This window comes from Vibrio sp. Hep-1b-8 (assembly GCF_006124995.1).
In the GTDB taxonomy this organism is placed as follows: domain Bacteria; phylum Pseudomonadota; class Gammaproteobacteria; order Enterobacterales; family Vibrionaceae; genus Vibrio.
On the sequence record NZ_QEWN01000127.1, the window covers coordinates 51132 to 74624 of the forward strand.

A 23493-nucleotide genomic window follows, 5' to 3' on the forward strand; every position below is an offset into this window, starting at 1 on the left:
TTTAATTAAGGTTGACCAAGTTCGCTCAATGGCAGCCAGTTCACTTTTACGCCGGCTTGCAAAAACATCTCTTGGCTTACGGTGATTTTGTCTCCCCAACGGGATAGAAAGTCAGCTGTTTGCTCAGGGCAGTGGACTGCGGAAATACCTGTCTGGATAATTTTAGCGGCGCAATTCGGGCAAGGAAAGTGAGTTACCCAGATTTCACATCCATCTAAATCACGTTTAGCAAACAAAATGGCGTTTTCTTCTGCGTGAAGCGTTTTCAAATATTTCATCTCTCGATCATCGGTCATCGCGCTATCGGAAATACCGTGCGGGTAGCCATTGAAACCCACAGAGACAATTCGGTTCTGTTTAGTAATAACGGCGCCAACCTGAGTAGACGGATCTTTACTCCAAGAGCCGACTAATTCCGCCATTTGGTAAAAACGTTGAGCCCACTTAGAAATCATTGAGTCTGTCCTCTAAAAGATATCGGCCTAGAATTGAACTAGGTTAATTGAGTTCTGTGATATTGATCTGGTCATAATATCCTAATTTAAGTGCAGTTAGTCCAGAAAAAAGCGCTGCTGTTTGGTGGATTCACTCTCGTACAAGGAGGCTTAGTGATCCAAGTCACTTTATCAAAATAGAAGAATGCAGTGATGCGCCTGTCACCTTATGCGAGATCTCTCACAAGATCGTGAGCATTGAGAGCTTGGTTGTTTGAGAAAAACAGTAAAGTTAATCGTAACTTATTAATATTAAGTGTTTTGTATGTTTCTTGAGCAAAGGAAAAGTTATCAAAAATGAAAATTTACCCGTTGTGAAAAAATACCGTTCGCTTAATCTTAATTCGTCGGCAGGATGCAGACACGGAACAGGAAAGACCCAAGGATAGGTCATCTTCAGGAAGAAGATTCGATTATTCAGGATGAATAATTGGCATGGAAAGCGAAGGACACCGCTAGGAAGGCGATGATAAGGAAAGTGCTGAAGGATTCAGCGTACTATCAAGGAATAGATGCAGGGAGCACCTATTAGTAGCCGGATTGCTGCGAGTAAGAATAGACCCCACTAGGCGAAAGCTTAGTGGGGTTTTCTTAGCGTTTGAACGTCACGCTTTCAGTACTATCCAAATGTATTTCCGTTGTTGCAGGTTGAGTTTGTGCAATGATCTTACCTGCGCGTACAGAGTATCGAACAGGAACTTGGCGTCGGACGGCATCAAAACCATTCTCAGCAGGTAGAATCAGCAAGCTGCCAGGTTTATCGACTTCGATGCCATGCTTGTCGGTAATGTTCAGCGTACGTGCTGAGTTGGTGCTTATGAGATCTAAACTGTTGTTGATTTGCTCGTAACCCATCACCTGGCAAACATGCAGCCCCATGTGAAGCACTTGTAGCATATTCGCCGTGCCCAACGGATACCAAGGGTCAAATACATCATCGTGCCCAAAGCAGACATTGATATTGGCTGCCAGCATCTCCTTAACTCGCGTGACACCGCGACGCTTAGGGTAGTCATCAAAGCGTCCTTGAAGATGAATATTGACCAAAGGATTCGCAACAAAGTTGATGCCAGACATACGCAGTAAACGGAACAGGCGAGAAGCGTAAGCACCGTTGTATGACCCCATAGCCGTGGTATGACTTGCCGTCACCTTGTGACCCATCTGATATTTATGTGCGAGCGCTGCTAAGGTTTCTACAAAGCGCGACTGTTCGTCATCAATTTCGTCACAGTGAACATCAATCAAGCAATCGTATTTTCGTGCTAACTCGAAGGCATAATGCAGAGATTCAATGCCATATTCGCGAGTGAACTCGAAATGAGGGATTGCGCCAATCACGTCGGCACCTAATTGTACTGCCTGTTCCATCAACTCTTTACCGTTTGGGTAGGAGAGTATTCCTTCTTGCGGAAAAGCGACGATTTGAATATCAACCCATGGTTTCATCTCTTCACGCAACTCAACCATCGCTTTTAGCGCAGTCAGTGTTGGATCTGATACGTCAACGTGGGTACGGACGTGTTGGACACCATTGGCAATTTGCCATTTCAGAGTCTGTTTAGCGCGTGTTTTGACATCGTCAATAGAAAGCAATTCTTTGCGCTCAGCCCAGCGTTCAATCCCCTCAAACAAAGTGCCTGAAATATTCCAGTTAGGCTCACCTGCGGTTTGGGTGGTATCTAAGTGAACATGTGGTTCACAAAACGGCGCAACAGCTAATCCACCTTCTGCGTCGAGAAGATTTCCTTGGTAAGCCAAATCAGTATCGTTGTCTAAGATCTGCTTAAATTGACCGTCTTCAATCAGGATCTGCTTCAAACCCTCTTGGTCTGGTAGTGTTACGTTTTTGATCAATAGCGTTGTCATGATACTTCCTTACGCTGCTTGTGTTTTCAGCGCGTATTTGTTGAATAGTGGGTTTAGAAGTGCGTAGCAAAGTGCACCGCCAAGTACAGCGTTTAGCGGTACTATTCCCGGAATAAATTTACCTGCCGCAACGCCAACGGCTACAGCAACAATACCAGCCCAGTTAACGGTTTTGAATTGGGCATTTGCAAAGTTTTCATAACGTTTACGGTTGATGATAAAGTCAGCAATGATTACGCCGCCAATTGGTGGGATTGCAGTCGATAAGAAGGTTAACCAGCCGACGAAGTTATTGTATAACCACAAAGCGAATATCGTTCCTACTATGCCGTTGACTATAGACATTATGGTGCTTGAACGGCCTGTAATGTTAGAGAAGCCTAGTCCCGATGCATATAGGGCGTTTTCATTGGTCGTCCAGATATTTAGACCCAGAACAATGATAGCCGGGATCAGTAATCCTTGCGCAATCATCACATCAGAAATGTCCGCTTGACCTGTTGCCGCCGCTCCTGCTGCACCAAAGATAAACATCAGTGAGTTACCAATAAAAAACGCCACCATGGTCACCAGTACCGCGCCAGCTGGCTTTTTACCAAAACGAACGAAATCGGCGGTCAAGGTACCAGCACTGATGAACGAACCTACTACCATTGCCAACGCCACTGAGAAGTCCATCGGGGTTTCAGGCTCAATAAGTTGCAGTTGTGCCAATCCGCCAACACTGTCTACTGCCATAGACACAGAGTAACTACCAAGGATAGCAATTGCCGGTACCGCAACCGCTGAAAGTACCATTAACGCTTTAATTCCGAAGTAAACCGTTGCAGTCATTAACAGGCCAGAGATGATAATCAAGGTGTTGGTGTCAATTCCCGTTGCTTTATGAACTGGAATGGCAAACATGGCAACACCGACACCAAACCAGCCCACTTGAGTGCCACCTAATAGAGCGGATGGAAGCCATGAGCCTTTAGTACCAAATGAGAAACGTGCAAGAAGGTGAGTAGAGAGACCAGTAGAAGCGCCGATGTAGCCGAGAAAAGAAGTGTAAATGCCAAGAATGAGGTTACCAATTAGGACTGCGAGGAAGAAATCGTCAAATGAGAGCCCCGTACCAAGTGAACCGCCTGTCCACATACTTGCGGAGAAAAATGTCAGTCCCAACATGACCATGGTCAGTGAAGCAACCCCTTTTCTCGCTGTGTCCGGTACTGGTCCAAGACTGTAGTTATTGTCCGCAGCCATCTATAACCTCCGCAAATAGAATGATGATGAAAATTTGTCAGTATATTTTAGGTAAACGGCGCGTATTATGTTGATATTTAGTTTTCTGTCAATTCTCTAGGTGATTTTTTTGAATAAATTCCTTATATGTTTATTTTAAGTGCATTAAAAACAATGCGTTATTGTTTTTGTTTTTTATGTTTATTTCACATTTAAGATGAATTTAGCTGAACTTAAATCTGATAAATTTCACGCAAATATGAATTTTTCGTATAAGTTGCCATATATGGCATTCTGTAATTAGTGTTTGCTGGTGCTAGCCATTCTCTTCAGATAAGCAAACGTTTTCTTATCATCATTGCGCTTTGTTCTAATATGGGTGGTTAATTTTCGATCTTTGAGTGGTGTTAATGTTGGTTTGTTGGGTGGATTTGGTTTAAAGGTTAAAAAAAGAATGTTTCTGATGTAGAGAGCCGATGGTTTGAGTCAGTTCTTCATATAACAAAAAGGCCAATCTCAAGTTCGGAGATTGGCCGCTATAAATGTGAACAAATCAGGTTCACTAACAACGTCAGTTGGCTAGGTGACCCTCGGCTTAAAAAGGGTCAAGCATACTATTGCAGTATATGTGCCAGTTTTAATAGCGACTAATTGCGCTAAAACGGCGGGTATTTGCAGATATTTACGCTTTCTTTTTGCATATTGAAATTGCAAAATGCAACTAATATCATATTTGCTAATTCTGCCTTTACAGCATGACCAAACTCGCTGTGCCAAGAAAAGCAAAGAAGCCAACGACGTCCGTGACTGTGGTGAGGATTACAGAGCCCGCAAGAGCGGGATCCAACTTAAGTTTATCCAGTGCGATTGGAATCAGCACCCCGAACATAGCAGCGGTAATAATGTTGACTATGATGGCTAAGGCGATCGTTGCCCCGAGGATTGATGATTGAAACCATAAGCCAGCAATCGCGCCGATGATCAATGCCCACAGCAGTCCGTTGATCGAACCAATGCCAATTTCATTTTTAAGTAGCGCCCAACGGTTACCCGTTGTGATCTGGTTAAGAGCCATAGCGCGGATCATCAGGGTAAGGGTTTGGCTACCTGCGATACCGCCCATTGAGGCAACAATCGGCATTAGAACCGCCAATGCCACGACTTGGGCGATGACATCTTCAAACAGGCCGATGGTGACAGAGGCTAAAATCGCCGTCATTAGGTTGATACCAAGCCAAACCCCACGTTTCTGTGAGCTCTTTACAACCGGAGCGAACAGGTCATCGCCTTCGTCCATACCGGTACCGGCCATTAATCGCGCTTCGTAGATTTCGCGTTGGCTGCTTAGAGCAAATTGCCAATCTATTTCACCAACCAGCAATTGTGATTCGTCAGTGACGGGCATAACGGGTAGAGGGGAGTGCTCCAAAGCATCGATACTTTCCGCCAAACTCAGCTTAGCACTGAGGGGCACGATATTGTCTAATGCGAGATTTTTCAGTCTCTCAACAGGATAAGCACGGAGTAGATCAATGTAACTTACCATGCCACGGAACTGTTTAGCTTTATTGATTAAGTAGATTTGTTGCGGTGCATCATAGCTGTATCGCTCCATCAACCCTTTCGCTTTTTCGACCGAAATACTAAAAGGTAATGTCACCACTTTACGTTCTGCCCAACGACCTAATTCATCGTCTTGGTACTGGTTTGCTTGGTCGTAGAGCTCAAGTTCGTCCTTCTCAATTAACTGCAAGGCTTCATTAATGATCTCTTTAGGAAGAGAATCGGCCCATTCGATAAGCGATAAGTTGTCGAGTTTTGCTAGAGTGAGCTTCAACTCGGTTTCAGAAAGCTGGTCGATAATAGAATGACGTACTTCAGCACGGGCATCGGTCAATGCATCGATATGCAGTTCAAGAGGGAGACTGCGCCATAAACGCACACGATCCTCTAGGGGAAAGGCTTCAAGAACCAGTGCAATAGAGCCGGAATCTAAACCAAGTTCGATCGCGTTATTAAGAATGCTAATCTGATCGGCTTCATCTGCTTGCGCGATCTGCGCAATAAGGGTGGAGAGATCTTGGAACTGGCTCACTAACTACCTCGTTGTTTATACGGAGATTCTGTTTATCACGGTAGTTGAAATTAGCAGAAAAACAATACACTAGCGAGTCACAGACAGTAGTTTGAGCATTGGATTGAGGTTGAGTGGACGTTTTTAAGCCATATTAATCGCTGGTGAACCAAATACCGCCAGACGGGCTGGCGGTATATTTGTGTCCTTGCAGTGATTAAATGGAATAGAAGTAGTAAAGCTGCGATTTCATGCGGATGATAATTCCGCGAATTGCATCCAAAAACGCCATGAATCCAATCGGTTTTTCACCGCTCACCCACGCCAAGCCGACGGAACCAACAGGTATATCGTAGCCTTGACCTTCTTCAATCTTCAGACGCACAAAGTGGTGCTTGTTTTGCAAGTTATTTCCCGTTGTCGTGCGCACGGATTGGTCCATACCTAATAAGTTACCCTGTGCTTCACCAGTGGCTTCAACAATACCTTCTACTTGAGCTGAGAAAATCTTACCAGGGTAGACTGAAGAGGCAAATTCAGCCGGCTGACCCGGTTTGACATTGCGGATAGCCTGATGATTAACCCGCATTAATACGTATTTCTCATTGGTGTACATTTGGAGGCGAGGCATCATAGAGACGCGCTGACCTTCTCGCAGAATAAAGTTCGTCACGAATCCATCCACCGGAGCATAGACTTTGGTGCTGTCTAAGTCCCATTGAGCTTTCGCCAGTTGTTCACTTGCGGTTTTCCAATCCGCTTGGCGGCTCTGAACCGTAAGTTCTGACTTGGTAATCGCCAACTTTGCTTTATCTGCCGCGACTTTCTTACTGCTTAACTCAGACTCAATCGTTGCGATGTTATGTCGAGCTTTTTCAACGGTGGTTTGCTGCTTATCGATATCACTGGCAGTAATGGTATTTTTTACCACACGGTTTTGCTCTTGGTACCGTTTAAGCATTTTCTGTTGCAACTCGCAGTCTGCTTTGGCTGAGGCTAAGCGACTTTGAGTCGTCTTAACGTCCTGCAACATCGAGGTGTACGTTGCTTTTGCAATGGCAATGTCTTCAATCGAAACTTGATGAGCCACTTGTGCTGCTTCTTCGGCCACTTTGGCCTGATTGAACGCAATCTGGTACTGGGTAGGATCAATCTCGTAAATAAGTTGTCCTTTGTGTACTTGTTGATTAGGTTCAATGTAGATTTTGTCTACTTTGCCCGTAACATTGGTTGAATCAGGGCGCAGTTGAATATGAGGAGATTGAACAACAGAACCACCGGATAAGTCCATTGGTGTGAAGTTGATTAAGCCAACCCAAACAAACATTAGCCAGGATACCCCACCTAGATAGGCGAATGTTTTCGTTGCCTTGTTCCAAGGCATACCGATCAAACGCAATAGATAGATAAACAGTGACCATACTGCTAAGCCTTCTAACATTACGCTTCCTCCTGATCGTTGTTGACTTTTGGTGCATGGCGCCAAGTATCACGAAGGTTGATGATGGTTTTTTCCACATCAACGAATGCAAGAATGACAGCGAGAACCCAAACCCAGTGCCAGATAAAACCAATCCAAGTGAGTGCAGTTATTAATCCTATTTGATGATGATCTTTACTGTGGGCTTTATTGATGGGTAGTTCGTGGAATTTCCAAAATCCAAATAGTGCGGCAGAGATAGTGCCTACAAGCACAACAGTAGCGACGACGTGCAAGATGGTATCGGCGCTGGTTCCAACGAACGGGACACTTAGTAAACTCATTCAAGGCTCCAATGTAATAGCGGAGCTTGATTGTGATCTAGATTTGAAAGTTGGTAGACATTGTGACACATTGAGTCAAATATCACTCCAAAATGAATGGATCTGTCAGTGAAGAAAGTGAGATTTATCCGTGCTATCGGGATTATGAACATCCACCATGAAGCACGTAGACGCTACAACATTGGATCTGGTGAGCTGGGTATCCCTGAGGATATCTTCAATAATCCGATGACCTTGATCCCCATCTCCGTGGTCAATGAATGGTACTCGAGACTTGAGCGTCTGACTGGCAACCCTGATGTGATTTTGGATCTTGCGCGGGATCATGAAGTTTCTCGTGCTGGCGCGATTAGTCATTGGTTGTTGTCAGGTTCCGATTTTGCCTCAACCATTCGTCGTCTTAACTATGGGTTGAGCAGCCTGCAAAATGGCGCTTTCCTTTCTGCGTCCATCAGCGGTTCCATCATTAAATGGTCATATCGAAATCCGCATGTTGAACCGAGTTGTAAAGCTCACGACAGTATTCGAATGGCGATGATTCTGGTCAAAGTAATGCGTATGTATCTTGGCGACGACTTTGCACCCTTACGGGTCAGGTTGTCAGGGATACGCAAAGACCACAGTAAGTATGTCACCTATTTTGGCTGTGACGTCGATTGGAGCCACTCATGTACGGAAATATGGTTCCATTCTGATTTACGTTTGGTATCCAAGCAGCAAAGTCAGATACAGAAAGGGCGTTTAGCGATGAACTTCGCTGACCTCGATGAGTTATTGAACATGCCCGATCCTGAAGATGAAGTCAAAGTCATCTATGAGGTCATCAATTATAGCCGTTACTACGGTTTGCCGACTCTTGAGCATGTTAGCTCCTTATTAGCTATGTCGCCCCAACAGCTTCAAAGAGCATTGAGAAAACTGGGCATGAACTTTTCAACGGTATGTGGCTATGTGCTGAGTAATATCGCTGTCTCTATGCTGGCTAAAGGGGTGGACACGGATACCGTGGCGAGACGATTAGGTTATCAAAATACCGCGAGCTTTAATCGGATGTTTAAGAAAAATCGTGGGATGACGCCCAGCCAATACATACAGCATTTTGCTTTGGATGGGCAGAGAGTGAATTAAGTCTCCTCGTGCCAACGAGAACCATAGGCCTGACTGTAATCAGGGAGGTGCTGATGCTTGGAATCACTGGCGGCCGTTAGGGGACCAACAACGGTTCGATAGGGTAGGTAGCCTGCAAAAGCGTTTAGTGAGAGATCGCTCTGATCGTCGTTTACCTCACCACAACTGATTTTCACTGACGCTTCTGTCAAAGGAATAGCGAGCAGCATGGTGGCGTTTAACTCTTTAGTGCTACTTAAACGGACATCCTGTGTACGTTGTGGCGCAATTTGCTCAATAAAGTGATTGAGCAGTCTGTCTTTGTCACTCAGATCTTCAATCGGAGTAAACTGGCCCAATACAACCGCGCTGCGATAGTGAGCGCTGTGGTGAAATGCACTTCTTGCCAATACCCAACCGTCAAACAGAGTGAAGGTCAAACATGTCTGAGATCCACTTTTTAAATTGCGCAATAAGCGGCTATTGTGAGCGCCATGGATGTAGACATGGTCGTCAACACGCCAAGCGAGCATTGGGATCACGTAGGGTTGATCCTGAGTGGTAATCGCAATATGTGCGACCAGTGATTCATCGATGATGTCGTACAAAGCTTGCCTGTCGCTGACGGCTTTATTCGCCCCTTTCTTAATTTCAGTTCGGCTGGTGGTCGATAACATGACTCTCTCCTCGATAACGGTTTGATTTATCGTTAATGTAGCTTTAGATTGGATCTTAATTTAGAGCCAGTTTTAGATAATGGATGGATCCACTTTATGGCGTTGATTGATATTGGCGACTTGCAACTTGATGACAAGACGACCACCAAACAAACCGCGTTGTTTGAGGCGATTCGCAACAAGATAGTCGCGCAGTTATGGGGTAAAGGCTTAAAGCTTCCCTAGACGAGAAAACTGGCACAAGAGCTCAATCTGAGTCGAAACACCGTGATACACGCCTATGAACAGCTTCACGCAGAAGGCTATTTAGAAAGTCGCATCGGGTCAGGTTACTTCGTCGCACTTGAACTGCCCGATCAGTTTGTTGCCACCTCTGTGGCGCGGGCCGAACCTCAGTGTGTGACCACCTCTTCGATTAATAATCAAGCGTTTGCTCCCGGAGTTCCTGATTTGGCTCAATTCCCTCAGCAGAAATGGCAAAGGCTACTCATGCGTCACTTAGGTCGAGCCTCGTTATTAGGAGGGCAAGAGGTGCAAGGAGATATGGCGTTGCGTCAGGCGCTATCTAGCTATCTGGCATCAAGTCGCTCCGTGGTTTGTCAGCCCAGCCGGATCATTATTACATCTGGTGCTCAGCAGGCTTTGGCCATTGCCGCGTTGTTAACTAAGCAGCAGGACTCAGGTGTGTTAATGGAACAGCCTGGTTATACACAAATGGCTAAAGTACTCAAACTGTTCAACTTAGCGTTGCTTGAAGCGACAGTGACAGAAAAAAATGGCCTCGATTTAGAGAGGGTTGAGCAAAGTGATGTTTAACGGCTTGAGGCTTGGCTACCTTGTGGTTCCGGAATCGCAGGTTAAGAAGGCGTTGATGATTAAAGATGCGCTAACAGGGGACTCGCCCACTCATGCCCAAGCGGCTCTCGCAGACTTTATCTCAGAAGGCGATCTTATCCGCCATATTCGCAAGATGCGCCGTTTGTATAAGCTAAAGCATCAACGAATGCTTGAAATGATCACGCTCTATTTTGCGGATAAGGTTGAAGTCATCAGCCAAGCGGCAGGTTTACACATTACCCTTAAATGGCGAGGTTATGTTGATGAACAGCAGTGGACGGACTTAGCGAAACAACGTGGAATCGTGATTCGTCCTTTGAGCTATTATGAACATACTAGTCAAGCTCAACGAGACTGGTCTGGTGCAGTACTTGGTTTTGGAAACGTTGCGTTAAATGAGATAGAAATGCACATTGAAACGCTTGCCGAGTTGTTTGAATCGTGATGATATGAAGCAAAGTAAACATCATATTAAGGGAAGAACATGTGCCGCTGGTTAGCGTATCAGGGAGAGCCGATCTATCTAGATGAGTTGGTTTATCAGCCGGAACACTCATTGGTCCATCAAAGCTTAGAAGCGAGAAAAGCAGTGACTCGTGTCAACGCTGATGGTTTTGGACTGGGTTGGTATACTGAGCGGAAAACGCCGGGCCAGTTCCATGAAGTTTTACCAGCGTGGGGAGATGAGAATCTTCGCTCTTTGGCTCACCATATCCGTTCAGATCGCTTTATGGCACATGTACGCTCGTCCACCGGAACGCAAGTTTCGCGCTCTAATTGCCATCCATTCATCTATGAGAACTGGATGTTTCTTCATAATGGTCAGATAGGTGGTTTTGATCAGGTTAAATACCCATTGCAGCTATTGCTCAGTGAGCCACTATTTTTGAAACGTATGGGGACAACTGACAGCGAGTTGATTTTCCTGTTAATGTTGCAAAATGGTTTGGTAGACAACCCGATTGAAGCGATAAGAAAAACGTTGGAAACGATTCGTATCGAGATGGAAAAGAAACAGATTGGCGATCCGCTAAAAGCGTCGATCTGTATTTCTGATGGTCAACACTTCTGGGTAGTGCGTTATAGCTCTAACCAAGATGCGCCGACCGTGTTTATCAAACAAGATGGCGCCAACATCGTATTGGCTTCTGAGCCTTTAGAGCAAAGCAGTGAGTGGAAATCGGTTACACCACAAAGTATTCTCCAAATCCACTCTGACGTTGTCGAAAGTTTTCTTATCTAACGTTGCTCTCTCTTAGCGTTCGCCATCTTTTCCAAGGTAGGTTTAGTATGGCGAACACAGAGACTGCATAAAGCATCGACCAACCTAGGCAGACAAATACTGCACTACACAGCCCCAGCCATGCCCATAACGACAACTGACCAGCGATGCCTGCAGCGATGCCTGCAGCGATGGCTGGCACCATAAATAATCCCGTGCCTAGCAAGGTCGTTGATAGCTGTCCGATCCCTGACAGCAATGTAATCTCTTGTTTTAATTGGCTCATATACTTCCTTGCATCCCTGCATATTTTTTCACATAGATTAGCTGAAGCGGCTTATCTATGCATTAGTCATTTCGTCGCAGTTTGCCGTCATATTGTCGGTTTGCTAACTAAGCGCTGTCAATTTGTCTGCTTTCATCTGGCGACTTTTTATGTCACATTGCACTCAACCGACAGGATAAGTTGGAGCATATGGGAAGTAACTTAATGGACAAGTTTGATCAGCAGATTCTTAATATCTTAAAACTCAATGCCCGAGAGAGCGTAAGCGATATTGCACGCAAGGTAAATCTTTCGCGCTCAGCAGTGACCGCACGCATTCAAAAACTAGAATCCGAGAAGGTTATTCTTGGTTATCACGCATCGGTGGCAAAAAAGGAGAGCACCGAATTCATTAAGGCTTATCTAGCGTTGAAATTTGATATGTCGAGTTCGACTCAATATTGCGAGACCTACGCCGATCAAATCTATCAAATTGATGGGGTCAAATGGTGCCATGCAATTAGTGGAGAAACCGATATGATGCTTTACGTTGAAGTTGAAACGATGACACAATTGAATGCGATTCGAGATCGATTGCAAAAAATCCCAGAGCTTCGTCATTTGATGACCCACACTGTGCTAACCGAATTTTTTAACACTTTACACCATGCTAAGTAACTTAAATCTCAATCTGTTGCGTTCGCTGCATGTTTTACTTGAAGAGTGTCACGTCAGCAGAGCGGCACAGCGACTGCATATTACACAATCTGCTGTGAGCCGACAGCTATCGCAACTGCGTGATGTATGCGGTGATCCGTTACTGGTTCGTGATGGTAACCAGCTTGTGCCGACACCAAGAGCCCTTGAAATGCAGGACAAGCTACGTAGCTTGCTTGGAGAGTTTGATGCTCTTCTGGCCGATAAGCCGTTTGATCCTAAGGTATGGCAGCAAGAGTTTGTGTTGTCATCCAGTGATTATGTTGCCCAGTATATTTTACCGGACGTGGTGTCTTTGACTACCGCTCAGGCGCCTAAGGTCAATATTGCTTACCGCTTATGGCAGCCTGAGTATTTGGCACAGTTTGACCAGACAGGAATTCATTTAGCGTCAACGATGCTGTCACATAAGCCCGAACATTTAAGCAGTATCAAAATTGGTCATGATAAATCGATGTGTGTGATGCGCAAAGAGCATCCGCTTGCTCGTCTTGAAAGCATCACTTGCCAAGAGCTGGTCGCCTATCCTCACCTCAAGGTGACAGGAGGGGGTGACAAGGATAGTCATGCTGACTTGGCTCTGGCTGAGCTAGGTTATCAACGTCGGATTGCTTTGAAAGTGCCATTTTTCTCTGCTGCCGCGAATGCACTGAAAAGCAGCGATTACCTGATGATAGTGCCTGAACACATTGCTTTTCATCTGGCTAGGGAGTCAGATTTGACCTATCGTCCTCTGCCTTTTGACACCAGTGAGCATCTTTATTGGTTAATGTGGCATCCCAAGTATGATCAGGATAAGGCTCACCAGTGGATGCGCAGCAATCTCCTTGATGCAATGCAGACATCTCCTTACTCAATAGGTATGATTTGAAATCATTATGGCCATGACAACATTTGATTTCAGATCATTATTAGTATGATTTAATTTGGATAGCCAGTTAGCAATGTCGAGATCGCTCGACTCCAACAAGGATAATATCAATGACGTTCACGATTTGGCTTTCACTTTTCACCATTTGTATTCTCGGGGCTATGTCTCCGGGGCCGAGTTTAGCGATGGTTGCCAAACATAGCCTTGCTGGTGGCAGAGTCAACGGTTTAGCGACAGCGTGGGCACATGCCTTTGGTATTGGCATCTATGCCTTTATCACCCTCATTGGCTTAGCCGTCGTGCTACAGCAATCTCCCATGCTTTTTAAAACAATCAGTTACGCTGGCGCAGCCTACTTAGCTTATTTGGGTTACAACGCACTGCGTTCGAAAGGGGGAGTAGCCGCTCGACTTGAATCAGGAGAACAAACTAGCGTGTGGCAATCGGCAAAAGAAGGTTTTTTGATCTCTCTGCTAAGCCCTAAAATTGCCCTGTTTTTTATTGCATTATTTAGCCAGTTTGTTGCGGTAGGGGATACGTATACCGCCAAAAGTCTGATTGTCATGACGCCGCTGATTGTTGACGGCTTATGGTATACCCTAATTACCTTTTTACTCTCCAGTCCTAAGCTGATTGATAAAATTCGTTCCAAAGCGATGTTGATCGACCGCTTGTCTGGTGCAGTGTTAATTTTACTAGCGTTGCGCGTTGTCATGACCGTTTAGGACAGACGATTGCGTTTCACTAAGGAGATCTTGTAATGATAAAGCTAGCGGTCATAGGAACAAACTGGATCACGGATCAGTTTATCGAAGCAGCTTTGATGACCAAGGAATATCAGCTGACAGCGGTTTATTCGCGTTCGATGGAGCAGGCAAGCCGTTTTGCACAAAAATATGGCTCTCCAAAACTGTTCGATGATCTAGAGCAGCTTGGCGCTTCTTCGCTAGTCGATGTGGTCTATATCGCCAGTCCCAACTCGTTGCATGGCCCACAGGCTATTCAGATGATGCGAGCAGGAAAACATGTCATTGTTGAAAAGCCAATGGCATCCAATTACGCGCTAGCTAAGAAGGTGTTTGAGGTAGCAGAGCAAAATAATGTGCTGCTATTTGAAGCGTTTATGTCGGCTCATTTGCCTAACTTTAAAAAGCTAAAGCAGTTGTTACCGTCGATTGGTCAGATACGCAAAGGAATGATTAGCTACTGTCAGTACTCATCCCGTTATCCCAAGTATCTAGCTGGTGAAAATCCTAACACCTTTAATCCTCAGTTTGGCAATGGCTCAATCATGGACATTGGTTTTTACTGTCTGAGCTCGGCAATTGAGTTATTTGGCGAACCGACGATGGTTAAGGCACAAGCGCAACTGCTTGATTCAGGTGTCGATGGCAGTGGGAGTGTCATTCTTAATTACGAGGGCTTTGAAGTCGTACTCCTGCACTCAAAGACCAGTGACTCTTACTTGCCTAGTGAGATTCAGGGGGAAGAAGGGGTGTTGCAGATGGAAATGATTTCCACTGCTAGCAAGCTGACGAAAATCCTACGCAGTGATAAGTGTCGGGTTGATGAAAGCGTCGATCAGGTCAGTAACCCAATGTATTACGAAGCACTTGAATTTGCAGACCAATTTAAGCAACAATCAGCCAATAAACAATGCACTCAACGTTCACTCGTTGTCGCTAAGTTACTTGAAGAAATTCGTCGTCAAACAGGGGTAGTATTCCCGACAGATGACGCCATTTCTCCTAAACAATAGAGAAGAGATACATGCAAGCTGAAGTAAAGTGGGTAGAAGAGTTTAAATTTCTGGGTCAATCTCAGTCGGGTCACTCAATCGTTATGGACGGTAACGGCGGAGCTACGGCACCAAGCCCAATGGAAATGGTGTTGATGGCAGCGGGCGGTTGTAGTTCCGTTGACGTGGTTGATGGTCTTAAAGAAGCGGGTCAGGCAGTGACAGCATGTACAGCAAAACTGACCACAGAACGCCGTGAAACCGCGCCGCGTATTTTTACTCAGGTCAATATCCACTTTGAGGTGTCAGGTGACAACTTATCGCCTGAAGTCGTGGCGAAAGTGGCAGCGGATTCGCTAGAGAAGTATTGTTCAGTGTGCTTAATGCTTGGAAAAGGTGTCGAGATGACACACAGCTGGGCAATCGTCTAACTCCCTTTCACTTGATAACGCCGAGCGTTCAGCTCGGTTTTTTTTTGAGCAAATTGCGATGAACAATACTAATCATAAATTCACCATTGCCGGAATGATCGCTATTCTTCTGTGGAGCAGTGTTATGGGCTTGGCAAGGGCCGTCACTGAAATGCTCGGGCCGGTTGGCGGAGCGGCATCAATTTATACAGTAGCGTCACTGTTTTTGGTGCTGGTGATGGGGGCACCTAAACTGCGTCAATACTCTTTGCGCTACGTTCTGATTGGTGGTGGCTTGTTCGTTGCGTATGAAATTTGTCTGGCGCTGGCTCTGGCAATGGCAAACTCGCGACAGCAAGCGATTGAGATGCTCGTGATCAACTACCTCTGGCCTGCGCTAACGGTGTTGCTTGCGGTGTTGGGCAGTGGCAAGAAAACCAACCTATTGGTTTATCCGAGTATTGCGTTGGCTTTCTTTGGTGTTGCTTGGAGCATCACTGGTGATCAGGGGCTGTCTCTCGCGCAGATAGCCGCGAATGTGGCGACCAATCCCACGACTTATGCCATGGCCTTTATTGGTGCATTTCTTTGGGCGATCTACTGCAATCTGACGAAACGAATCTCCAATGGTCAGAATGCGATAACGCTATTTTTTATCATGACGGCGGTTTCTTTGTGGATTAAGTACGCCTTCAGTGATGAAACTGGCATGACTCTGACTCTTGAATCCGGTGGGCTTCTATTGGTGTCGGGTATCGCAATGGGCAGTGGATACGCGCTTTGGAACTACGCGATTATAGGCGGTAACATGGTGCTGTTAGCGACTATGTCCTACTTTACTCCCGTGCTATCGACGGTGATCTCTTCGTTTATTTTGGGGTTGGTGTTGACTCAAAGTTTTATTCAAGGGGTGGTAATGGTGACTATTGGCTCTTTGATGTGCTGGTGGGTGACTCGCAAAAAATGACCATCAGCTACCAAGTAATGTCTATTGGCGTCCCCACTTCAACTAATTGAAGCAACTGATCCATTTCCTGATTACTGATAGCGATACATCCATCCGTCCAGTCAAAGCTTTGCACAAAGTTGACTGGGCGAGTCTCACCATTTTTGAGACCGTGGATTTTTATGTTGCCACCTGGGTTTAAGTTACGCTTTTCTGCGTAGGCTAAATCTTGTTGGTTAGGGTAACTGATATGAATAGAGCGATAAAAATCTGAGTCCTCAAGAACAAAATCTAAAAAATAACGTCCTTCAGGTGTGCGTTGGTCACCTTCATAGACTTTATGACCTTTTGGTCTCTTACCAAGCGCAATTCGAAACTCTTTGATCACCTCGTTGTTTTCAATCAAATACATTCGACGCTTTGATTTATCGACTTTAATGAGATCTACGCTCGCCCAAGTAGGCAAGCAAAACACTAAACCAACAACGAACAACCACTTAGCCAAAACCACATTCCCTTGCTAACTATACTTTTATCAGTCTAATCGATCTTTTTACTAATAAGGAGTGATTTCATCACTTGGTATTAAACTGAAAGTTCATCATCAACTGAGTTAAAGTGAACAGGGCAGCCACATATGGGCTGCCCTGGTTTTTATTAAGCGGCTTACAGAGAGGCGAGCTGAGAGGTTTTGTTGCTGCGACTCGTTTTCGATTTGCGAGCCTTTTTAAGCAAACTGAGCAGTTCAGTTGCTTGCCATGACTGTTCGGATTGAGAGTAACTGCTCTGGTTCATCATCGAACGTTGTTGCTCAATTTGTTGGCGAATCTCGGCGTTTATTTGAGGGTGTTCTTCTAGCCAGCAATTGAGCAGGAAGTTAGCCTGTAATCTGTCGTCAGCCGCCAAGGCAGCCTTGAGTTTATCTTCTGTCGGACTGGCAACAGATTCGGTGTTGTTAGGTATGTCTGCGTGGCGTGCTCTGTTCCACAATACTAAGGTAGCCAGCCAGAGTAGGGCAAATAGCGCCGTCAAATAGGGCCAGATTCCAGCTTGATAAATGGTGACGGTTTTTGATTGTGGCGACGACACTGTCGGTGCTGAAATGGGCTCGTTGTTGACTTGGTCAGCGGGATTCACGAAAAGCTGTAAACCGTCTAAACTGGCTTTTGCCTGATGATGATTGCTGCTATCCCACCAATTCAATTCAATCTGACTCAGTTCGATTTGACCTTGTTGCTGAGCAATAAGGACTTGTTTTAAAGTCATGCGCGTTTTTCCATCCCCGAGATCGCTAAACTGAGGTTTCTCTTGATAGACTCGTACTGAATCTGGGTAGTTTACTTTGAGGTCGGGAAACTGCTCGCTAGATAAACCTTCTATGTCTAGGTAAATCTCTCGGGTGAGCGACTCTCCGACCGAGGTCGTAAATGGCTGAGAAGGATCGATGTTCTGACCATTGGAATCACGCCATTGTTGGGATAAGGTCAGCGCTGCCGCTGGTAGCCATTGTCCCTGATACTCACTCGGAATGGGCTGTACTATGATTTGAAATTCTTCGGCTGGCGTGTTTGCTGACACCAGTTTGGTCGTGCCAGTCCGATTGTCGCCAAAGACGACACTGCCAGTGAAGCCGATGCCCGACACCGTGAATTGCCCAGATTGTTGTGCTGTCACTCGATAGTTTTGATCGACGACAGTGACTTCAACACCATCAACGACAGCTTGATACTGATTGGGTTCTCCCATCGGCTCTAGAACAATGCCTTGTGATCTTGGCGCAATGATATTGGGATTTTGTAGTCGTCTTGGGTCGGCTTTGACAATTAATCGGGTGGTCAACTGAGTGCTTTCTTTTGGGTAAAGTGTTGTTTTACTGAGCCTACTGTGCAGTTCAACCAAATCACGGACTTGAGGTTGATCATTGTCAACGGATACCTGAATCGTGATCGGCTGAGATGTGGCGCCGTCAACGGTAAAGCTAGGGATGGTCGCGATACCGAGGCGTTGTGCAGCAAGCGATATGTTCCATTCACTGCTGTTGGAACGTTTTCCGTTGATGAAGTTCATGGAACTGCCAAAGCTGGGTCTGCCGACATAAAAGTCTTTTTCAAGTCCAGACAAATCCAACGCATCAGATGAGACTTTTGAGTCAACCACCACTCGTAACTGAAACACTTGGTTTTTCACTACTTTGTTGGTACTTACTGTGGCAGTGATGTTGGTTGCTAGCGCTAGCGGGCTCATTAGTGTGAGCACGGCGACCAATAAACCGACAATAGGTCGTTTGATGATTTTCTTCATTACCATTTCTTACCTGTATCTTGAGGCGGTTTCTTTTGCTGAGCTTGGAGCAAGATTTGAGCTCGGAGAAGTCGGCTTGGGTCACGCGCACTTTCTACCTGCTGAAGCTTCCTTAGCTCAGGCTCAATCGCCTGTTGGTTGTCTTGGGTTGTTGCTTCACCGATTTGCTCTTGGGACAAATCCTCCGGCTTCTGCTGATCGTTTGCTTTTTGATTTTGTTGCGCAAGTTGTGTCTGCTCTGAACTCTGTTGAGTCGAATCAGATGGGCTTTGCTGATCGTTTTGCTGACCGGACTGCTCTTGTTCGCTTGACGGCTGGGAAGCACTTTGCTGAGAGTCTGACGATGGTTGATCGCCTTTATTCTCTTGCTGATTTTGTGAAGATGAGGCGGATTGAGAGCCATTTTGTTGTTGACTCTCTTGCTGAGACGACTCACCTTGCTGTTGCTGTTGCTGTTGCTGTTGCTGTTGCTGTTGCTGTTGCTGTTGCTGTTGCTGTTGCTGTTGCTGTTGCTGTTGCTGTTGCTGTTGCTGTTGCTGTTGCTGTTGCTGTTGCTGTTGCTGTTGCTGTTGCTGTTGCTGTTGCTGTTGCTGTGCTTTACGTACTATGTCGAGATTCTGTTTGGCATCTTTGTGATCAGGTTGTTCTGTTAAGATCTGTTCATACATCTTGGCGGCTTGGTCAAGTTGACCATTCTGAGCATAGGCATTGGCGAGGTTGTATCTTTGCTCTAGTTCTTGAGCACCTTGCAAGGAGTTAATGGCAGCCGAAAAATCACCAGCCTGATATTGGGCAATGCCTTTCCATTGACTATCTTCAAATAGTTCGGCAGCCTCCGCATACTCTTGTTTGTTATACATCTCCATCGCTCTTTGATTGTCATTGAGCCAAGGGCTGGCAAGCGCTGGCTTAGGCGACAAAGCTGGCAACAGTATCAGTGTAGCGGACCAGTATTGGTCATCATTTCGATCGCGAGCTTTATTCCTGCAGCGGCATCGGCGCCTGGATATGGCATCAGGTCAGGGGATAGATTTGGCAGTAAATTGGCGATGGTTTTACTGTCACTAGTCATGGGACTGACCTGATAGGCATCGCCAGCGTATGCGACGAGTCCTGTACTGCCTTCTTTCCAACTAGACAGAAGGTCTGTCGCTTTGAAGCGCGCCTGAGTTAAACGGTTTGGTTTGATGTCAGTGGCATACATCGACATCGACATGTCCATCACAAGGACACGGGCACTACTGTTTGTATAACTAGGACGGGGTTGTTTGGACATGCTAGGCCCAGAAAGAGCAACAATCACCACGATTCCACAAAGGGCTGTGATATAGAGTCTTACGGTTTTTTTAGCCGGGGCAGATACTCCCATTGCTGCGGCAAGGTGAGGAGCAATAAGTGTTTGTGTACGAGTTCTTTTGACTAGCCAAAAGATCACCATCGCCCATGGTATAAGTGCCAACAACACCCATGGATAGAGAACGACAAACTCAGACATGATCTCTCCTTAGTACCAGCAAAAGTGTGAAACTAATCAGCGCTATCAAGAGTGGTAGCCCAAACCACTCTTTTTGCGGACGCCAAGTTTGCGATGCGTTGCTTATCGGCTCTAGGCTATTGATGGTATCGTAAATGGTTGCCAACTCGCTGGCGTTACGGGCGCGAAAATATTGCCCCCCCGTGATTTGCGCAATTTGCTGCAAAGTCTTTTCATCGAGATCTTGGGCGGTATTGACTTTTCGGGTCATAAAAAATTCTTTCACCATCATTTCGCCCGCACCAACACCAATGGTGTAGATAGTTGCTTGATATTTCTTGGCGATCTGTGCGGCTTCAATAGGGTCGAGTACACCTGATGTGTTAGTACCATCACTGAGGAGTACCATCACTCGCTGTGGCGCATCGCTATCAATAAAGGTTTTGGTTGCCAGACCGATCCCTTCGCCAATGGCGGTCTTATCACCAATCAGGCGTAGGACTAGTGAATCCACTTGTTGGGATATTGAAGCTCTGTCTAAAGTTAATGGCGTTTGTAGGTAAGCATGATCAGCAAAGAGTACCAATCCCAGCCGATCGCCTTTGCGTTGTTGAGCAAAATCAGAGACCACTTTTTTAACTGCGGTAAGACGGTCGATATACTCGTCTTGACTCTGCATATCTTTTTGACTCATAGAGTAGGATAGATCGATCAACAGCATCAAATCTCGGTGCTTAGGCTGGCTGGTGACAGGTTCGCCGTACCAAACCGGTCTGGCTAAGGCGATGATGAACGTAAGCCAAAAAAGAGCAGCCAGCAGCTTTGCCACTCTATTTTTGGGAACCTGACCACTGAATGATTTCGGAAGATAGGGCAGGCGAATCGGGGCCGAAGCTTTAATACTCGGCAGCAAAAAATAGATCAACAACGGCAGTGGTGCCAGCAACAAGGCCCACCACCAAACGAAGCTGATATTAGTCACGCTTTCTTCTCCTTTTTTTCGGTGGCAGTGCCTGTTCAACCCAGTCACTGCAATGCTGAATGAGTTCAGGTGCATTGTCGATTGGTTGAGAAGTGTAGAGAGCCTGTTGCCACAAATCGTAGTTATCACCAAAATGAGAACCACCCGCTTGGCTGTCTAAAAATGCATACCACTCCTTGCCCGTTAGTTGGGCTATCTCTTCTCGAGGGTAGTAGCAAAGTGCAGCTTGCCTGACCAACTCGAACGCCTCAGAAGGTTGTTGGCCTCGAGACAAAAGGCGTAGTGCTGTTTTTTTGGGGGCTAAGCGTTTTCTGTTCCAGCGAATGAAGAACAAACTGGCTACGAGCAATAAGGCGACACCAGCTATGCTAGCCCACCATCCCCAGGCTAAAGGCAACCACGCTGGTGGTTCTGGGAGGTGCATAGCGTTAAGAGGTAAAAGTGATTGTTGAGTCTCGTTGCTCATTTTTGAAATCCGTGTAGTTGTTGAGTAAGAGCAGCATCGCTAGAGAGCGTAGAAAAACGGATGCCTAACTTCTGCGTTAGTTGCTTGAGATAGTGCTGCTGTTGTTCGAAGGCCTGCCCTATACCTTGGCGGGTCTTAGCTGATGAAAAATCTAGCCATAATGTATTGCGTTGATCAGACACTTGCTCGCTACCACGAAAAGCGGTTTCGCCGCGTTCGAGTGGGTCGACAATTTGTACTAAGCGTACGCGGTTGTGTTGAGTTAGGCGACTGAGTTGTGGCTCCAACGCTGGTGTAAAGCGAGAGAAATCACTCAGTATGATAATTTCGCTCCCTTTTGGACAAAGACGCGCAATCGCTCGTAAGCCCTGCTCAAAGCCATAGTCAATCTTGCTATTTTGTTTCAGTTGCTGTTGATGGAGTGTTATCAACGACTGAATAAGCGTTAACGCCCCCTTATGTCTCCCTGTAGGTTTGAGTTCGATAAGACGTTCTCCGGTATCGATTACCGCGCCTATACGATCTTGCTCAGTTACGCTCAGCCAAGCGATTAGGCTTGCCATATGCGCGGCCTGAACCGACTTCAGCAATAGTGTCGAACCGAACATCATACTATGTGATAAATCGATGTAGAGGATGATAGGTTTTTCACGTTCCTCTGAGAATAGTTTTGTGTGTGGTTTGCCAGTGCGAGCGGTCACACGCCAATCGATAGTGCGAATATCATCGCCCGATTGGTATTGTCGAACTTCACTAAAATCCATCCCTCGTCCTAGTTGACGGCTTTGATGCTGACCGAGCATCTGGGACCATAAACTTTTGCCAGGTGGTAACCACTTGATGCACTGTTGCTTGTAGTACATCAGTTCATCTAGTGAGAGATTTACGCCATCGCTGTAGGGAGGTAATTGAGTGTCCATACCTTAACGCCTCAAGCACTGCCAACTAAAGACAACAACTTGCTAATGACCTTGTTTGCTTCGATGCCTTCTGCTTGAGCCTGATAGCTTAGCAGTAAACGGTGACGTAGCACTGGGTAGGCCATGGCTTGAACATCTTGCGGGGACACATAGTCTCGGCCATTGAGCCACGCATAAGCACGTGCACAGCGATCAAGTGCAATGGTGGCTCGTGGGCTGACACCCATTTCTAACCATTGCGCCAAGGTATCATCGTATTTGGAAGGCTCTCTTGTAGCCATAACCAAACGAATGATGTACTGCTCAATGGTTTCTGCCATATGGATATCCAGTACAGCCTGACGCGCAGCAAAAACATCCGCTTGAGATAAAGAGGGGGGCGTAACCCTGTTATTTCCTTTAGCTTCACCGCGATTCAGGCGCAAGATAGCCAGTTCGCTTTCTGCGTCAGGATAACTAACGTCTAGGTGAATCAAGAAACGGTCAAGCTGCGCCTCCGGTAGAGGATAAGTGCCTTCTTGCTCGATCGGGTTCTGTGTTGCCATCACGAGAAACAATTCTGGCAATGGGTAGGTTTTACGACCTGCCGTTATCTGTTTTTCTGCCATCGCTTCGAGCATCGCAGCTTGCACTTTGGCAGGAGCGCGGTTGATTTCATCAGCGAGGATCAATGAGTTGAAAATAGGTCCGGCTTGGAAGCAGAATTCGCCAGTTTCCGGCCTAAAAATATCAGTACCCGTGAGATCTGCGGGTAATAGATCCGGAGTAAACTGGATACGATGAAAATCGCCTTCAATGCAGTCGGCAAGGGACTTTACCGCTCGAGTTTTGGCAAGCCCAGGAGGCCCTTCGACAAGAATATGGCCATCTGCGAGCAAGGCGACAAGTAGTTGATTCACGAGTTCGCTCTGGCCAATAATTTGGCTATTCAAATAATCGCGCAGGTGTTGTAGAGCGTGTGCGTTCATGATTTCGCTTCTCCTTATTTTTTCACTTAGTAGCTCGCTAACTGAAAAAGTTCCGTGTGAAATCCATCTCCTCGGTCAAGAGGTGGATATATCAGCAGGCTGTGATAGTAGCATCTCGACAAATGTATGTATTTCAGTTGGTTAAAATATGGGGGTTAAAATCT

The 23493-nt window shown here is 46.0% G+C and carries 23 protein-coding genes and 2 pseudogenes; 9 read left to right on the forward strand and 16 right to left on the reverse strand.

Annotated features, from left to right (window positions below):
* Window positions 1-5: 5 nt before the first annotated feature.
* From DA100_RS16900 to DA100_RS16925, 6 genes are all read right to left on the reverse strand, one after another.
* Window positions 6-455 (reverse strand): cytidine/deoxycytidylate deaminase family protein, encoded by a 450-nt coding sequence (locus tag DA100_RS16900; protein WP_138973198.1) that lies wholly within the window; start codon window positions 453-455, stop codon window positions 6-8.
* 630 nt (window positions 456-1085) lie between these two features.
* Entirely contained in the window at window positions 1086-2363 is a 1278-nt protein-coding gene (locus DA100_RS16905; protein ID WP_138973199.1) for a cytosine deaminase, read from the reverse strand.
* A 9-nt stretch (window positions 2364-2372) separates the two neighbouring features.
* A complete protein-coding gene (gene codB / locus DA100_RS16910) occupies window positions 2373-3611 on the reverse strand; it encodes a cytosine permease (protein ID WP_138973200.1) in 1239 nt (412 codons plus the stop codon).
* 727 nt (window positions 3612-4338) lie between these two features.
* Entirely contained in the window at window positions 4339-5685 is a 1347-nt protein-coding gene (locus tag DA100_RS16915) for a magnesium transporter (RefSeq protein ID WP_138973201.1), read from the reverse strand.
* 196 nt (window positions 5686-5881) lie between these two features.
* On the reverse strand, window positions 5882-7105 hold the full coding sequence (locus tag DA100_RS16920; RefSeq protein ID WP_138973202.1) for a biotin/lipoyl-binding protein: 1224 nt from the start codon (window positions 7103-7105) through the stop codon (window positions 5882-5884).
* Window positions 7105-7428 carry an MFS transporter gene (locus DA100_RS16925; RefSeq protein ID WP_138973203.1) on the reverse strand — a complete coding sequence of 108 codons (324 nt, stop codon included), beginning with the start codon at window positions 7426-7428 and terminating at the stop codon, window positions 7105-7107. The genes DA100_RS16920 and DA100_RS16925 overlap by 1 nt, the downstream gene beginning before the upstream one ends.
* Before the next feature lie 108 nt (window positions 7429-7536).
* Here DA100_RS16925 and DA100_RS16930 point away from each other — a divergent pair, with 108 nt between their 5' ends.
* Window positions 7537-8556 (forward strand): AraC family transcriptional regulator, encoded by a 1020-nt coding sequence (locus tag DA100_RS16930; protein ID WP_171052243.1) that lies wholly within the window; start codon window positions 7537-7539, stop codon window positions 8554-8556.
* Here DA100_RS16930 and DA100_RS16935 read toward each other — a convergent pair.
* Entirely contained in the window at window positions 8553-9212 is a 660-nt protein-coding gene (locus DA100_RS16935; RefSeq protein WP_138973204.1) for a pyridoxamine 5'-phosphate oxidase family protein, read from the reverse strand. The two genes, DA100_RS16930 and DA100_RS16935, sit on opposite strands and share 4 nt — an antisense overlap.
* 96 nt (window positions 9213-9308) lie before the next feature.
* Between DA100_RS16935 and DA100_RS16940 the strand changes: the two are divergent.
* Window positions 9309-10494: pseudogene (locus tag DA100_RS16940) on the forward strand (PLP-dependent aminotransferase family protein).
* 39 nt (window positions 10495-10533) lie between these two features.
* Window positions 10534-11292: a class II glutamine amidotransferase gene (locus tag DA100_RS16945; protein WP_138973205.1), complete on the forward strand. Its 759-nt coding sequence runs from the start codon at window positions 10534-10536 to the stop codon at window positions 11290-11292.
* Window positions 11293-11401: 109 nt separating this feature from the next.
* Here the strand turns inward: DA100_RS16945 and DA100_RS16950 are convergent.
* Window positions 11402-11557: pseudogene (locus DA100_RS16950) on the reverse strand (L-methionine/branched-chain amino acid transporter); the annotation flags it as partial.
* 204 nt (window positions 11558-11761) lie between these two features.
* On the opposite strand from DA100_RS16950, the gene DA100_RS16955 reads away from it, so the two are divergent.
* The 6 genes from DA100_RS16955 to yddG all read left to right on the forward strand — a co-directional run bounded on the left by DA100_RS16955 (window position 11762) and on the right by yddG (window position 16239).
* Window positions 11762-12214 (forward strand): Lrp/AsnC family transcriptional regulator, encoded by a 453-nt coding sequence (locus DA100_RS16955; RefSeq protein ID WP_138973206.1) that lies wholly within the window; start codon window positions 11762-11764, stop codon window positions 12212-12214.
* Window positions 12204-13124, forward strand: coding sequence for a LysR family transcriptional regulator (locus DA100_RS16960; protein WP_138973207.1), 921 nt, complete (start codon window positions 12204-12206; stop codon window positions 13122-13124). The genes DA100_RS16955 and DA100_RS16960 overlap by 11 nt, the downstream gene beginning before the upstream one ends.
* A 110-nt stretch (window positions 13125-13234) precedes the next feature.
* Window positions 13235-13849 (forward strand): LysE family translocator, encoded by a 615-nt coding sequence (locus DA100_RS16965; RefSeq protein WP_138973208.1) that lies wholly within the window; start codon window positions 13235-13237, stop codon window positions 13847-13849.
* Between the two features lie 35 nt (window positions 13850-13884).
* A complete protein-coding gene (locus DA100_RS16970; protein WP_138973209.1) occupies window positions 13885-14883 on the forward strand; it encodes a Gfo/Idh/MocA family oxidoreductase in 999 nt (332 codons plus the stop codon).
* 11 nt (window positions 14884-14894) lie between these two features.
* Complete coding sequence (locus tag DA100_RS16975; RefSeq protein WP_138973210.1) at window positions 14895-15293, forward strand: OsmC family protein; 399 nt, start codon at window positions 14895-14897, stop codon at window positions 15291-15293.
* A gap of 58 nt (window positions 15294-15351) precedes the next feature.
* Window positions 15352-16239, forward strand: coding sequence for an aromatic amino acid DMT transporter YddG (gene yddG / locus DA100_RS16980; RefSeq protein ID WP_138973211.1), 888 nt, complete (start codon window positions 15352-15354; stop codon window positions 16237-16239).
* Between the two features lie 7 nt (window positions 16240-16246).
* On the opposite strand, the gene DA100_RS16985 is transcribed toward yddG, so the two are convergent.
* From DA100_RS16985 to DA100_RS17015, 8 genes are all read right to left on the reverse strand, one after another.
* Entirely contained in the window at window positions 16247-16723 is a 477-nt protein-coding gene (locus DA100_RS16985; protein WP_138973212.1) for a L,D-transpeptidase family protein, read from the reverse strand.
* Window positions 16724-16884: 161 nt separating this feature from the next.
* Window positions 16885-18519 (reverse strand): BatD family protein, encoded by a 1635-nt coding sequence (locus tag DA100_RS16990; RefSeq protein ID WP_138973213.1) that lies wholly within the window; start codon window positions 18517-18519, stop codon window positions 16885-16887.
* The gene (locus DA100_RS21625) at window positions 18519-19379 is read right to left on the reverse strand and encodes a tetratricopeptide repeat protein (protein WP_346763724.1); all 861 of its coding nucleotides are present in this window, start codon (window positions 19377-19379) and stop codon (window positions 18519-18521) included. The genes DA100_RS16990 and DA100_RS21625 overlap by 1 nt, the downstream gene beginning before the upstream one ends.
* A gap of 74 nt (window positions 19380-19453) precedes the next feature.
* The gene (locus DA100_RS21630; RefSeq protein ID WP_346763725.1) at window positions 19454-20014 is read right to left on the reverse strand and encodes a VWA domain-containing protein; all 561 of its coding nucleotides are present in this window, start codon (window positions 20012-20014) and stop codon (window positions 19454-19456) included.
* Window positions 20007-20975, reverse strand: a complete 969-nt coding sequence (locus DA100_RS17000) for a VWA domain-containing protein (RefSeq protein ID WP_138973214.1) — start codon at window positions 20973-20975, stop codon at window positions 20007-20009. Before DA100_RS17000 ends, DA100_RS21630 begins: the two co-directional genes overlap by 8 nt.
* Complete coding sequence (locus DA100_RS17005) at window positions 20968-21441, reverse strand: DUF4381 domain-containing protein (protein WP_138973215.1); 474 nt, start codon at window positions 21439-21441, stop codon at window positions 20968-20970. Before DA100_RS17005 ends, DA100_RS17000 begins: the two co-directional genes overlap by 8 nt.
* Window positions 21438-22361, reverse strand: a complete 924-nt coding sequence (locus tag DA100_RS17010) for a DUF58 domain-containing protein (protein ID WP_138973216.1) — start codon at window positions 22359-22361, stop codon at window positions 21438-21440. The genes DA100_RS17005 and DA100_RS17010 overlap by 4 nt, the downstream gene beginning before the upstream one ends.
* An 11-nt stretch (window positions 22362-22372) precedes the next feature.
* Complete coding sequence (locus tag DA100_RS17015; RefSeq protein ID WP_138973217.1) at window positions 22373-23329, reverse strand: MoxR family ATPase; 957 nt, start codon at window positions 23327-23329, stop codon at window positions 22373-22375.
* Window positions 23330-23493: the final 164 nt, after the last annotated feature.

What these genes read in the sequence shown, in the direction of transcription:
- DA100_RS16900 (WP_138973198.1), bottom strand. Translation starts at nt 455, where the DNA reads ATGATTTCTAAGTGGGCTCAACGTTTTTACCAAATGGCGGAATTAGTC.
- DA100_RS16905 (WP_138973199.1), bottom strand. Translation starts at nt 2,363, where the DNA reads ATGACAACGCTATTGATCAAAAACGTAACACTACCAGACCAAGAGGGT.
- codB (WP_138973200.1), bottom strand. Translation starts at nt 3,611, where the DNA reads ATGGCTGCGGACAATAACTACAGTCTTGGACCAGTACCGGACACAGCG.
- DA100_RS16920 (WP_138973202.1), bottom strand. Translation starts at nt 7,105, where the DNA reads ATGTTAGAAGGCTTAGCAGTATGGTCACTGTTTATCTATCTATTGCGT.
- DA100_RS16925 (WP_138973203.1), bottom strand. Translation starts at nt 7,428, where the DNA reads ATGAGTTTACTAAGTGTCCCGTTCGTTGGAACCAGCGCCGATACCATC.
- DA100_RS16935 (WP_138973204.1), bottom strand. Translation starts at nt 9,212, where the DNA reads ATGTTATCGACCACCAGCCGAACTGAAATTAAGAAAGGGGCGAATAAA.
- DA100_RS16945 (WP_138973205.1), top strand. Translation starts at nt 10,534, where the DNA reads ATGTGCCGCTGGTTAGCGTATCAGGGAGAGCCGATCTATCTAGATGAG.
- DA100_RS16955 (WP_138973206.1), top strand. Translation starts at nt 11,762, where the DNA reads ATGGACAAGTTTGATCAGCAGATTCTTAATATCTTAAAACTCAATGCC.
- DA100_RS16960 (WP_138973207.1), top strand. Translation starts at nt 12,204, where the DNA reads ATGCTAAGTAACTTAAATCTCAATCTGTTGCGTTCGCTGCATGTTTTA.
- DA100_RS16965 (WP_138973208.1), top strand. Translation starts at nt 13,235, where the DNA reads ATGACGTTCACGATTTGGCTTTCACTTTTCACCATTTGTATTCTCGGG.
- DA100_RS16970 (WP_138973209.1), top strand. Translation starts at nt 13,885, where the DNA reads ATGATAAAGCTAGCGGTCATAGGAACAAACTGGATCACGGATCAGTTT.
- DA100_RS16975 (WP_138973210.1), top strand. Translation starts at nt 14,895, where the DNA reads ATGCAAGCTGAAGTAAAGTGGGTAGAAGAGTTTAAATTTCTGGGTCAA.
- yddG (WP_138973211.1), top strand. Translation starts at nt 15,352, where the DNA reads ATGAACAATACTAATCATAAATTCACCATTGCCGGAATGATCGCTATT.
- DA100_RS16990 (WP_138973213.1), bottom strand. Translation starts at nt 18,519, where the DNA reads ATGAAGAAAATCATCAAACGACCTATTGTCGGTTTATTGGTCGCCGTG.
- DA100_RS21625 (WP_346763724.1), bottom strand. Translation starts at nt 19,379, where the DNA reads ATGTATAACAAACAAGAGTATGCGGAGGCTGCCGAACTATTTGAAGAT.
- DA100_RS21630 (WP_346763725.1), bottom strand. Translation starts at nt 20,014, where the DNA reads ATGTCTGAGTTTGTCGTTCTCTATCCATGGGTGTTGTTGGCACTTATA.
- DA100_RS17005 (WP_138973215.1), bottom strand. Translation starts at nt 21,441, where the DNA reads ATGAGCAACGAGACTCAACAATCACTTTTACCTCTTAACGCTATGCAC.
- DA100_RS17010 (WP_138973216.1), bottom strand. Translation starts at nt 22,361, where the DNA reads ATGGACACTCAATTACCTCCCTACAGCGATGGCGTAAATCTCTCACTA.
- DA100_RS17015 (WP_138973217.1), bottom strand. Translation starts at nt 23,329, where the DNA reads ATGAACGCACACGCTCTACAACACCTGCGCGATTATTTGAATAGCCAA.